16 protein-coding genes are annotated in these 10,504 nt (G+C 47.6%); 14 read left to right on the top strand and 2 right to left on the bottom strand.

The window, feature by feature from the left end:
* Positions 1–3: 3 nt before the first annotated feature.
* The 6 genes from HV832_RS16260 (at position 4) to HV832_RS16235 (ending at position 3,079) form a co-directional block, all read left to right on the top strand.
* Positions 4–339, top strand: coding sequence for a hypothetical protein (locus HV832_RS16260; protein WP_176804992.1), 336 nt, complete (start codon positions 4–6; stop codon positions 337–339).
* A gap of 265 nt (positions 340–604) precedes the next feature.
* Positions 605–1,018 carry a hypothetical protein gene (locus HV832_RS16255; protein WP_176804990.1) on the top strand — a complete coding sequence of 138 codons (414 nt, stop codon included), beginning with the start codon at positions 605–607 and terminating at the stop codon, positions 1,016–1,018.
* Between the two features lie 96 nt (positions 1,019–1,114).
* Entirely contained in the window at positions 1,115–1,435 is a 321-nt protein-coding gene (locus HV832_RS16250; protein ID WP_176804988.1) for a hypothetical protein, read from the top strand.
* A 171-nt stretch (positions 1,436–1,606) separates the two neighbouring features.
* A complete protein-coding gene (locus HV832_RS16245; RefSeq protein WP_176804986.1) occupies positions 1,607–2,209 on the top strand; it encodes a DUF7007 domain-containing protein in 603 nt (200 codons plus the stop codon).
* Positions 2,210–2,348: 139 nt separating this feature from the next.
* On the top strand, positions 2,349–2,654 hold the full coding sequence (locus HV832_RS16240) for a hypothetical protein (protein ID WP_218132067.1): 306 nt from the start codon (positions 2,349–2,351) through the stop codon (positions 2,652–2,654).
* 104 nt (positions 2,655–2,758) lie between these two features.
* A complete protein-coding gene (locus tag HV832_RS16235) occupies positions 2,759–3,079 on the top strand; it encodes a coiled-coil domain-containing protein (RefSeq protein ID WP_176804984.1) in 321 nt (106 codons plus the stop codon).
* Positions 3,080–3,120: 41 nt separating this feature from the next.
* On the opposite strand, the gene HV832_RS16230 is transcribed toward HV832_RS16235, so the two are convergent.
* Positions 3,121–3,924, bottom strand: coding sequence for a hypothetical protein (locus tag HV832_RS16230; RefSeq protein WP_176804982.1), 804 nt, complete (start codon positions 3,922–3,924; stop codon positions 3,121–3,123).
* A gap of 1 nt (position 3,925) precedes the next feature.
* Entirely contained in the window at positions 3,926–4,939 is a 1,014-nt protein-coding gene (locus HV832_RS16225; protein WP_176804980.1) for a tyrosine-type recombinase/integrase, read from the bottom strand.
* A 1,072-nt stretch (positions 4,940–6,011) separates the two neighbouring features.
* Here HV832_RS16225 and HV832_RS16220 point away from each other — a divergent pair.
* From HV832_RS16220 to HV832_RS16185, 8 genes are all read left to right on the top strand, one after another.
* Positions 6,012–6,494, top strand: a complete 483-nt coding sequence (locus tag HV832_RS16220; RefSeq protein WP_176804978.1) for a hypothetical protein — start codon at positions 6,012–6,014, stop codon at positions 6,492–6,494.
* Positions 6,478–6,759, top strand: coding sequence for a hypothetical protein (locus HV832_RS16215; protein WP_176804976.1), 282 nt, complete (start codon positions 6,478–6,480; stop codon positions 6,757–6,759). The genes HV832_RS16220 and HV832_RS16215 overlap by 17 nt, the downstream gene beginning before the upstream one ends.
* 679 nt (positions 6,760–7,438) lie before the next feature.
* Positions 7,439–7,690: an AbrB/MazE/SpoVT family DNA-binding domain-containing protein gene (locus HV832_RS16210; protein ID WP_176804974.1), complete on the top strand. Its 252-nt coding sequence runs from the start codon at positions 7,439–7,441 to the stop codon at positions 7,688–7,690.
* Positions 7,684–8,034 carry a type II toxin-antitoxin system ChpB family toxin gene (locus tag HV832_RS16205; RefSeq protein WP_176804972.1) on the top strand — a complete coding sequence of 117 codons (351 nt, stop codon included), beginning with the start codon at positions 7,684–7,686 and terminating at the stop codon, positions 8,032–8,034. Before HV832_RS16210 ends, HV832_RS16205 begins: the two co-directional genes overlap by 7 nt.
* 11 nt (positions 8,035–8,045) lie before the next feature.
* The gene (locus HV832_RS16200; protein WP_176804970.1) at positions 8,046–8,312 is read left to right on the top strand and encodes a hypothetical protein; all 267 of its coding nucleotides are present in this window, start codon (positions 8,046–8,048) and stop codon (positions 8,310–8,312) included.
* Positions 8,313–8,329: 17 nt separating this feature from the next.
* On the top strand, positions 8,330–8,665 hold the full coding sequence (locus tag HV832_RS16195) for a hypothetical protein (RefSeq protein ID WP_176804968.1): 336 nt from the start codon (positions 8,330–8,332) through the stop codon (positions 8,663–8,665).
* 18 nt (positions 8,666–8,683) lie between these two features.
* Positions 8,684–8,956 (top strand): hypothetical protein, encoded by a 273-nt coding sequence (locus tag HV832_RS16190; protein WP_176804967.1) that lies wholly within the window; start codon positions 8,684–8,686, stop codon positions 8,954–8,956.
* A gap of 903 nt (positions 8,957–9,859) precedes the next feature.
* Positions 9,860–10,471, top strand: a complete 612-nt coding sequence (locus HV832_RS16185) for a hypothetical protein (protein WP_176804965.1) — start codon at positions 9,860–9,862, stop codon at positions 10,469–10,471.
* The last annotated feature ends 33 nt before the right edge of the window (positions 10,472–10,504 follow it).

Genomic DNA, 10,504 nt, shown 5'->3' with positions numbered 1-10,504 from the left:
GATATGCAACAGACTTTAAAAACTGCCCGGAAAATCTTTTGCTTATTCTGGAGCGCTGCCATCGTATTCACGGTCGCGCCAACTACTGCGTCAGCAACTACTCCGTTGCCGGTACCACTGAGTTACCGGGCACTCAGTGGCTTGTGCCTTCTGGAAGAGAAAGCGGCCATCGATGGTGTTTCCGGTGCTTATCCCATTGGAATGGTGGTCGTGACCAAATTGGGGACGTGGAAATGTATTGAGGCCGTGATGCAACAGTCACCTTTAACTATTGCGGGTATCTGGGTAGTGGTACCGAATCGACCATATACCATCAGGTCCGGCGCACAGGAAAAATAGTAGATTTTGACTTTGAATTCAATCAGTCTTATCATTTAGAAATCTAAGCAGGGAAACTTGCATCGTCTTTTCACTCACTGAACCGGACTTCCAACTTGCAGGTAATGCCAAGCTGGACGATCGCTTGCTGTGACATGTGCTTCCGGATTTTCCGGTGTCAACAACCTAATCCCCTTTCGGTCTTTTGAAGACTTTCTTTCCAACCCACGCGGGCAGATTCCCCGTTGCTGGGGAAGGTCTGCCTACATACTTTAAGGTGGCTAATATGAATACCTTCTCCAAGCAATTTGATGCAGCCATTGCATGTCGCACAGGCTACATCCTGTACCAAATTTTTAACAAGCACGGCGTCAATTCCCCAATCGATGACGCTGATTACTGTCTCGATGCATTTTTGTTGGCATTCACGCAGCCATACTCTCAGCTGATCGAGAACTATTTTGACGGCACGCCATTAAAAGAGTCATACATATCCGGATATCAGGCCTTGCAAAACGCCGGCACCGATATGGATTGTTTTGATTCAGGAACCCTCGAAGAATATCTCGCTTTATCCGATGAGGAAAAGCAAGACATTTGGGAGGAATTTCACAGCAAATGTGCGCAAGGCGTCGCGGACGAATTGTATTTCTATCATGTACTGATGGCGCAATGGCTAGAAGGCTACGTTGGCCATTAGTCGAACAATTCTTTTGAAATTTCATTCAACCACTTTGCGGGTATTCGCTACCCGTCAAAGGGTAGCTCCGCATCTAATTCAGATAGGAGCATCAAAATGAAAGTCACATTCTGGAAATTTGTTAATCACACCATTTCCACTACACCCGAAGAAGCACGCGCTCTGGCAGAAAAAATTGAATCCGGTGAATTCGTACCTCACAACAATCATGGGGAACGGTTTTACAAGTGGATGGGTTATTGCTATGACATTGGCAGAGTCCCATATCTGATTCAATACAGCCACGGTTCAATTGAGCGTGCCTGGGGCTTGTCTGTGAAGGAAATCCGGGAAAGCCTTTACTTGAAACGAAGTGATAAGGTTATTCCAGATCCATTCCTTCTTAAAAACATGCGTCATTTAAAAATAGCAGCGTGAAATTCCGCGTTGTTCATCTCGCAGTAAAAATCAAACATCACGCCTACGCTCGTGCATAAATTCAACTATCAAGGTTGAAATTATGTGTAAGGAAAGCGTGACATCAACTAACCAGGCGGGTACGCATCTCCCGCTTGGGGGAATGCGCCGCCATGATCGGAGTAATCAATAATGGCAACATCTACACCTTGGGGCGTGGCCCAGAACGTAACGAATATCGCTCGTGGAATTCGCTCTGTTACAACAGCAGGACATGGTGGTGTGCTGGTCAGTCCTACCAAAAACAACTTGATCCCTGAATACATGCGCCATCACGCGGGAGAATACGAAGAAGATTGTGAATGGTGTATTCCAGCAATCGTCTTCGAATCAGAGTGGCGGCTTTGGGCAGACAAAACGAATTGGACTTCCGGTGACTTTCAAATGGAATGCGCCTGGAACACTTTTAAAAACTGGTTTCCGGAATCTTACGAAAAATTCACCGGCAAGCAACTCCAAATTGGTGAATCGTATAACTACAATGAACGTATCCTGAAGTTACAGGTACGTGAACAATTTGTCACATGCGCTGCCTGGGGAGACTGGCAGGCGGGTGTTCCGGAGGGAATGGTTGGCCTGTTGGCACGACGTGCGGCAGACGGCCAAGAAATATTCAGTCTGGTGCCAAAAGCAGAATACTCGGATAGGAAAAATGTTGTTGTCGGAAAGGCGGGAGTCTTTGTTATTGACCCTGCTAAACATCAAATAATTCCAATACCAGAGTATGCAAAGTAAGTTGGTCTGAAATAGAAATTTTCCGGGATGGCTGTTCACATAATGAATGTCAAACCAAAAAAATTGCATGCGCCTATCACTTAACCAAGCGGGACGCCTCCCGCTTGGGGGGGGCTTCGCACTTCTCTCAGACTATATCATGCAAAATATTCAATACGAATACAAACTCATATCTCACTCTCATGATGACTGGCAGGCAATGGTCATCGCTCAACATGAAAATGAAAAACCTCATGCACCAGAAAACGGATCGCCGCTGAAATTTAAAGTCGGAGATTCGGTCATTTTCACCAATGATTATGGTGTGACTTTCAAACTAAAAATCACTGGCTTGTATCAACCAGAGCCTATCAACTCTTTGTATGCTACGGGGAGCCGTTATTTGCTGAGTGGTTCATCCCCTTGGTTCCCATGCAAAGAATCATCGCTGCAGCTGGATAGCTAACGGTTATTTTGGCAATCGGCTGTTCATGGCATAATGGGTTCAAACTAAAACGCATAGGCGCAGGCAAATTGGCGCAAAATGCATATATTCGATAGGAGTAATACATGATGGCAATCCCTTTCGACACTTTGAAAGTCGTAGAACAACTGGAAAATGCTGGTTATTCACCGCAACAGGCCAAAGCGCAGGCTTCGGTCTTGGTGGATGTTTTGTCTGAAGAAGCAGAACGCGTGGCGGACAAGTTTGCAACCAAGTCCGACTCCACACAAGAACTCGCTAATGTAAAATTGGAAATTAATAATTTACGCCAGGAAGCAAAAGTAATGAACTCTGACACAAAATCGGAAATAATCCGCTGGGTGGTTGGTGTCAGTGTTTTGCAAATGGGATTAATTTCTGCATTGGTTCTGAAAATCGTTCACTAAAAAAATACAAAAAATCCACCTCTCCCCGGGGTGGATTTTTTTTAAGGCTTATACATAGCAATCAATTGCTGCTGCATCATATTCAATTCATCCATGACGAGGTGAGGGTGGTTCAGCTTTATCTGCTGATATAACAACGACGTCCAATTCAGCGAATCAGCCACAGAGACAGGGATAGCGATCGGAGACCGTCCGCGCTGAACCATCCTGAAAAAGAAATGGCTGTCTTGCACCTGGCCTTCCAGCAATTTGTCATGTTGACGACCGTGGCCAGCAAATTTCAGGCTCACAATTTTTCGGTTGAACAGCGCCAGCATGATAAACATTTCCTCCGGCGAGAGTTGCATGGTCATTTTTTGCTGCCAATCGTAGCGATTGCCGCTCAGGGCATGCGCGCCTTCAATGTTAATGGTGGCACGTTGCTGCACTCGTGTCCTGGCCTCAGAAATGCATAAGGCGGCTTTGGTGGAGTACACATGAAAATTGTAATAGGGAGCCGGCGTGGGGATTTTATCCATTCGCTTAAATCCCTGCCGAGCGATGTAGTCGCGCGCCGCCGCATCGGTGCGCGCCTTGTGTAAAGCGATGAACAGGCCTTTACGTTCACGGAGTGCAGCGTCGAGCAGAACAGACAAATCAAACTGGTATCCCAGTTCTTCCAAAGTTTGCTGCACCGTGGGCTGGACACTGCGAACAAACAATTCCAGATCCGCGGCGTCGCAAAAATGTTCGAGGTCCACGAGAGCGGCCCCGGCCAGTGTTTGGACAAGTTGCGCCCATTGCGCCGGCGTTAAGCGCGGGAAATGGGCGGCGTCGCATGCTTGGTTGAAGTGATCTAAAGTCAACTTAATTTACTCCATTCGCGGCGTTCGCGTAAATTTCAAGCGAACGTTCCTCAAACAACCCCATTTTTTCAACCAGCTCCGCGGTTGCAGTCCCGGACGACAACTCACTCACCGCATAGGTATTGCGCAAGGTACGGCCGCCGCGCCGGGCAATCGCAATGCCTGCCGCATCAAAGGTCTTCCGGATCTGACGATACACGGATGTCTTATCCATCACTTTTCCATCTTTTCCTGGAAATACCAGAGAACACGTTGGAAACAGGGTGCGCCGTTCGTTCAGCCAGCACAGGAGTTCAGGGCAGAGGTCAGCATGCATGAAAGTGGTGTGAGAAGTCGTTACCGGCGCATCATGCGCAGATGTACCATCGTTGTGGACGGTGATACGCAGGGTTCCATCCGTCTGCAGCAGGGGATCGATATCTTGCATGTTTAGATGGACGACTTCCTGAACGGTCAGCCCGGCTCCGAGCAGAGTGCATTGCAGGGCGCGGTCACGCCGTTTTTTCCAGCCGGCCAGCGATCGGTTGGAGCGAACCTGTGATGTATCGACCGGCAGGCAAGCCAGAAAAGAGGTTTTTTCTGCGTCCGTCAGCGCTACCGTCTGCAGATTACGACCCCGGAGCTTGTATTGCTCTTTGAGCGGGCCGAACAGCAAATTATCTGTTGGCCGTGGAAAGCATTGCAAATGTGTGAACACACGCTCCAGCAGCCGCAGATACCGGTATTGAATCTCACTTTCCAACACCAACCCCGCACCGTCCTGGCGCTCGGTCAGAAAGGCGTAAATGTCTTCCGCGGAGGCATGCTGTAAAGAACAGCCACGCTTGGCCAGAAAATTCAGAAAGCGTTGGAACATGACCTGGTACACGTATACCGAGTTAGCCGACAAAGTGGATTTGCGCCGATCCCGGAACGCGGTTTTTTTGAATTCCTCAGAACTGATCCATGCGGTAAACGCCGGCAGGGGGGAGTTGAGCCAGAGCAGACGATCTGCAGGAGAGAGTTGGGTATGCATAGCAGTCAAAAGGAGAGTGATGCTGATATCGTAGCAAAGAAATCAGAAAGTCAAATGGCGGGGTAGCCGGGAATTTTGCGTCATGGACATTGTTGAGGAATGGTCAAATTCCCACACTGAAAATACAGAAATAGCACACAAAATCAGTAAGTTAAGTGAATTTCTGCGGAATTTTAAGGAATCCCGGTCGCGCCTCCTATCCAAATTTCCGCAAAAGATGACTTGACTGAATATACCATAAGCGCAATTAACGCACATACACCCCGTATAACCACAACCCCCCGCTGATCCGACCGCCTTCCTTCTTGCTGGCGCAGCCCATTCCCATTCTTTTCGTTCTTTCTTTTCTTTCTATTCTTTTCACTCTTTGGGGCGGTCATTCAGAACGGCGCTCTCAACACAGTGGGGGGTTGAGCAACGGCAAGGGTAGCAGGGAGGTGGTGGGGTGAGTTAAGGTGGTGTGTATGTGCGTTAATTGCAGTCGTGGTATATGGTGACCTCCGTTTTGCCTGTTTCCTCGTGGCCCAGGTTCACAGTAACTTGCCGATACCTTACTTGCGCGTCCTGGGTTTCTGCCCGCCTGTGCTCTGGTGGTCGCGGTGGCAGTCAACTTTTCAGGAAAACTTTGGTCTGCCAATTTGTTTGTGCTACCATCATAGTTATCCCACGTCAGGCAACTGACATCGTTCATGGCAATCGCCACTCTTTCCCTTTTCCGGGAGTATTTTCAGATAGTTCAATGACTGTATACCAGTCGGCTATCTGATTACCTTTTGCGTCTCAAGCAACACCGTATCTGGCATTTGTCAGACACATTACCCATACCACGTCTATTTTCACACAGCTACTTGTATTCGTAGTTACTAAGAAAGCACAACCGCCTTAACAAAGGCAATCATCAACCGGCCATGTTCACAAGGGAATCGGTGAGATTCACGCCAGTTCTGAAAGCGCTTCCGAGTCCGTATTTCAGTATTCGCATCGTGACTAAAAACAAGTTGGTCATCAGCAATTGACCAATGAATTAAAACCTCAATGGAATCGTAAGATTCTTTTTTTTTACGGAAATCATATGCAATTATTTGTCGAAAACCCACTCGCAATACTGAGTAACTTGTTTCTCAGTAATCCCTATCTGAAAAAATACATGGAGGATGTTCTACTCTATGCAGATTTAAAACAGGCTAAAAACCGCTTTCGCTATGTCTTATGGAAGTATTTGTCTGCTCACGTCACCGATCAATCCAGGGTATTTCTTGGCTTACCGGAGAGAAACGGCCTTCAAGTATGCCCAGAAGTCACTGTTGAGGTGCTGATGGACTTCATGGCGGCGGTGATTCTCTGTACTGACAGTAACCGGGTCTGGACAGGCTCGGATGTCTGTTCACTGATGGCCTGTTTGAATCGCTACTATGCCATTATCCCTGCTGAATCCGGCATTCTGACACCAGAATACTGGGATTGGAGAATGCAGGAGATTTACCAAAAGTCTGAACAGGCATTATCCGATTTGTTCAAAGAAGCCAAAGGAATTCACCATGTCCACAAATGCTAATGCGGCGTCGATTATCAACGTACACAGCCTTCCTGGTGTACTTCACGTTGAGGACGCAAGCAACGAATATCCACGTATGAAAATAGTCTTCGCTGACGGCGTTGAGGCAACCGTTGCGCGGTCTCCAATAAACAAAGCACTGTTCGATATTTGGCTTCCGCCAGATAGTCCGTTCATGGCCGCATCCGTAATGCCGAGCATCGATGAGACAAGAGTTATGACCGAGCTTACAAAGCTTGCCGCAAAAGCGACGGTATCGGAATAGGAAAAACCGCTGGCGCAGACCAGCATTCAATGAAAGGCATTCAAAATGGACGCATCAGAATTAAAAGGTCCAGCCCTTGATTGGGCTGTAGCTACAGCAGCTGGCATACCAGTTGTTATCGGATGGAGTAGGGGAAGAAAGGCACCTCTCCTTGATCAAGGTGAGCGGCTGACGTTGATCAACCCATCGGCAAATCCGGAGCAGGCTGGCTAGATCATCAAACGGGCAAATATCAAGATTTACCCTGATGACCCGGTTTCACCCAAAGCTGTGATAACGCCGGACCCAAAAGAGCCGCATTATTGGTTTCGGCAATATGGTCCAACCGACCTGGTTGCCGCGATGCGATGTTTTGTGGCGAGTGTTCTGGGAAATGATGTCGAAATCCCAGAAGAGTTGTTTGCTTAAATCGTAACTAGAGAAAACACAATGCCACCCGGTTATTCCTGGGTGGCATTTTTCTTTGGCGGAATGGTTTTCCCATTTTTCCGACAACCCCGCTGAAAAGCTTGTGATTCGGGCATTCGATTGGATCACGTGATGCCGTATTTAGAGTTGCAACCGAGCAAGCTGAGAGAGATGTTTGCCGAAATGATTCAGTAGATACATTGTTTAAACCAATTGCTTGACAAGGTAAATTAAAGAATCTACATTGTAGATACTTATAGGGAGTTTGCAAATGGAACTATCAATTCAGAAATGGGGCAACAGCGCAGCGGTTCGCTTGCCGACCGAACTGCTTAGTATACTCAAGGCATCGCTAGGCGATAAGTTGTCTGTCGATGTGCGGCCAGAGGGCGTCATGCTCAAAGCCAAGCGCCCCGCATATTCGCTGGTCTGCCTTGTGGCGCAGTGCGATATGAGCGCACCAGAACCCGCAGATATGGCAGTTTGGAACAATGTTAAGCCTGTCGGTCGTGAAGCATGGTAAAGCGCGTCAAATTTGAGCGCGGGGACATCGTGTTGGTCAATCTGGAGCCAGCAGTGGGACGCGAACAAAAAGGTGAATATCGACCCGCCCTGGTGCTCTCTACATCTGTGTTTAATGTGATGGGCGTCGTTTTGATCGCACCGATTACGCAAGGCGGTGACTTTGCGCGGCATGCTGGCTTTGCGGTGCAATTGAGCGGTTCAGGTACAAAAACGCAAGGTGTGGCACTGGTCAATCAAGTACGCATGCTTGACCTGGAAGCGCGGGGCGCGAAGAAAATTGAAGCCGCTCCCGATTTTGTTGTTGAAGATGCGCTTGCAAGACTGCAAGCGATTACGGTATAAAAGGAAACGACATGACGGCAATCACGCCATCTCATGAAGACATGAACTTAGCAGCTCAGTGGCTTACGGAAAACGAAAGCGCTCATGGCGCTGATGCATGTAAACGGGTTGCTGAATGGTTGCAGAATCAGATCTCGAACAAAGGATTTGTTTTAGTGCCGCGTGTACCTACCCCTGAAATGACCGATAAAGGCCGCAACAGTGTCGCGCAACTCAGCGAACATCGTTTCCTGCTTATCTGGAACGCTACGCTTGCTGCTGCGCCTGCAAACCAATAACCGCAAGGATGACTTTAATGTACTTCATATTAATGATAATGCTTTACGCTGCAATTGGCGGTTTAGCCTGTTTTGTAGGTATACGTAAGAAATCACGAAGACTTAATGAACCCTTGCCTCCAAAAGAAAAAATGATTTTGCGTATCATCGGTTGTGCATTTTTCTCGGCAATAGTTTCTACATTGGTAATTCAGGTTGCTGCATCAATATATATAGACAACACTATAATAAAAGCCATTAAAGAAAACAGGGAGCTTACAGCGGATGAAAATCAAGCGGTCTACAAACTGAGTTTGCTACGGTATGGTCCAACTTGGAATGTTAAGAATCATATATTTGCGCGAAGAGATTGATCTGAAAGGAAAAACTCCATGTTCGGACAAAAACAACTAGACGAATTCATGACCGCCCTGAATGGCGGTCGTGGCGACTTGGACGCCTGGCTTGAAGCTAATGACGAAGCAGAAGTCAGAACCGCAGTGAAAGCGGTTATCCATGTTACCAAGACCCAATGCGCAAATGCATGCCTCGACATCGCATTGAAACACCAGCAGACAATGGCAACGCATGGCACGGGCAAGAGTGATGGCGCAAAGGAGTGCGCTGAAACGATTCTACCTTCCCCGTTTACACAACCAACCTGACAAGGAAATTCATTGTTTTGGTCTAATAAAAACTACCAGGTGATTGAAGGTGTCTTGAGAGGATCTGGTCGGAAATTTTCTGACGCCAAACGGCTGCGATTAATAGATGAGCACATGCTGCCTCTCGTACACGGTTTAAATTCACTGTTTGAAGTCGAGACGGTTGCATGCTGTCATGGGCATGGATTTTTAGGTAGATACAGTACGCCTTATGTTGCGTTCACTGCTCCGTCAAATGTTGCATGTCGATTTCAAATTTCTCTTGATCGAGCATGCAACTCGAACAGCGCAACCTTGAATTATTGGTGGGATATGGACGCAAGATATAGGGAAGATGGCATCCTCATTTACCGGATTAATGCACCGAGCCTTGATCACCATTTCTGGGTAACTCGGCAGAAGCTAAATGCAGATTTCGAAGCTATCCTGAAGTTGTTTCAGGAATCTCACTCGCAAAGCCACTAATTAAAGTAAAACGAATCATGCTTAACACATTTTGGGCTAATGGATTCATGGACGATTTTGGCAATTTGATTGATCACGAAATTGAAGCTCTCGATCTTGCGATCGGTTCTCTCACTTGCCTTATTTAGGATCGGAAAACGAATTATGCGATTCAGTAACATACCTTACCTGGCATTCGGTCCTAACGGAGAATACGAACGCGACGCTTGTGTAATCGGTGAGCTGCCGCACGAAATGCGCAAAGTAGCGTCGGAGCATGCTGCACAGTGTATTGCCCAGACGCTCGGTTTGTCTGCACCGCGAAGAATCTTGGCAGGGGTTCCTGTTTATAGGTCATTCGAAATGCGCCCCGCTGACGCTAAACGTCATCAACATGCTGGCCTCTTGCTCACCCTCGGCACTGATGTGTCACTTTCTCACTGCGGGTAAAGGAAAAACATGCCGAACTATATATACGCATTTCTGGTTGGTACCGCAGTAGCGGCTATTATTTACCTCATAACCCGCTTTGTACTCGGTGATCGCGCCGACAAACTGATCGGCGGCGCTGTTCCAATGGCCTTTTTTGTCTCACCATGGTGGGCAGGACTGGCTGGAGCACTGGTGGGCCATTTTTTTGCGATCTTCGTTTTTCGTTACATCGCTAAAAAATCCATCCCCACGCATTTGCGTGTCATAAGCATTTGTGTTCTCGGTGCATACTATTTGACATCAATATACGCTACTCACTCAACGATAATGGAGGCGCAGCGGATTGGGCAGCAATCGCTGAATTACGCGTGGGAAAAATTCTCCGGTGAAGGTGACGCGCAGAAATACGTTGCTGATCATTACCGTCCGTGCATTGAATCAAAGCTTCACAGCTTCATGTCAATTTCGTCACGTAACGATCCAAGTGTTTGCCTTTCGTCGGTCGTCCACATGGCGGCATCGACAAAGGGACAACAGTTTGCAAATTCCGTTCAAACCGCGGTTGAAATCTGGAACATGACTGGAAGAATCGACTCCGATGCCGACGCAAAGATTAAACGGATATTGACCTCTCTCTGATTGAGGGGTGGCCGGGATTCGTGTAAAAATACT

It is taken from the genome of Cognatundibacterium oligocarboniphilum (assembly GCF_013377855.1).
Classification (GTDB): Bacteria; Pseudomonadota; Gammaproteobacteria; order Burkholderiales; family Burkholderiaceae_D; genus Undibacterium; species Undibacterium oligocarboniphilum.
The sequence above is the reverse complement of the archived record's forward strand: the minus strand, read 5'-3'. Positions and strand labels throughout refer to the sequence as shown.

Excerpts from the sequence above, each read along its gene's own strand:
- HV832_RS16260 (WP_176804992.1), top strand. The coding sequence starts at position 4 with ATGCAACAGACTTTAAAAACTGCCCGGAAAATCTTTTGCTTATTCTGG.
- HV832_RS16255 (WP_176804990.1), top strand. The coding sequence starts at position 605 with ATGAATACCTTCTCCAAGCAATTTGATGCAGCCATTGCATGTCGCACA.
- HV832_RS16250 (WP_176804988.1), top strand. The coding sequence starts at position 1,115 with ATGAAAGTCACATTCTGGAAATTTGTTAATCACACCATTTCCACTACA.
- HV832_RS16245 (WP_176804986.1), top strand. The coding sequence starts at position 1,607 with ATGGCAACATCTACACCTTGGGGCGTGGCCCAGAACGTAACGAATATC.
- HV832_RS16240 (WP_218132067.1), top strand. The coding sequence starts at position 2,349 with ATGCAAAATATTCAATACGAATACAAACTCATATCTCACTCTCATGAT.
- HV832_RS16235 (WP_176804984.1), top strand. The coding sequence starts at position 2,759 with ATGATGGCAATCCCTTTCGACACTTTGAAAGTCGTAGAACAACTGGAA.
- HV832_RS16225 (WP_176804980.1), bottom strand. The coding sequence starts at position 4,939 with ATGCATACCCAACTCTCTCCTGCAGATCGTCTGCTCTGGCTCAACTCC.
- HV832_RS16220 (WP_176804978.1), top strand. The coding sequence starts at position 6,012 with ATGCAATTATTTGTCGAAAACCCACTCGCAATACTGAGTAACTTGTTT.
- HV832_RS16215 (WP_176804976.1), top strand. The coding sequence starts at position 6,478 with ATGTCCACAAATGCTAATGCGGCGTCGATTATCAACGTACACAGCCTT.
- HV832_RS16210 (WP_176804974.1), top strand. The coding sequence starts at position 7,439 with ATGGAACTATCAATTCAGAAATGGGGCAACAGCGCAGCGGTTCGCTTG.
- HV832_RS16205 (WP_176804972.1), top strand. The coding sequence starts at position 7,684 with ATGGTAAAGCGCGTCAAATTTGAGCGCGGGGACATCGTGTTGGTCAAT.
- HV832_RS16200 (WP_176804970.1), top strand. The coding sequence starts at position 8,046 with ATGACGGCAATCACGCCATCTCATGAAGACATGAACTTAGCAGCTCAG.
- HV832_RS16195 (WP_176804968.1), top strand. The coding sequence starts at position 8,330 with ATGTACTTCATATTAATGATAATGCTTTACGCTGCAATTGGCGGTTTA.
- HV832_RS16190 (WP_176804967.1), top strand. The coding sequence starts at position 8,684 with ATGTTCGGACAAAAACAACTAGACGAATTCATGACCGCCCTGAATGGC.
- HV832_RS16185 (WP_176804965.1), top strand. The coding sequence starts at position 9,860 with ATGCCGAACTATATATACGCATTTCTGGTTGGTACCGCAGTAGCGGCT.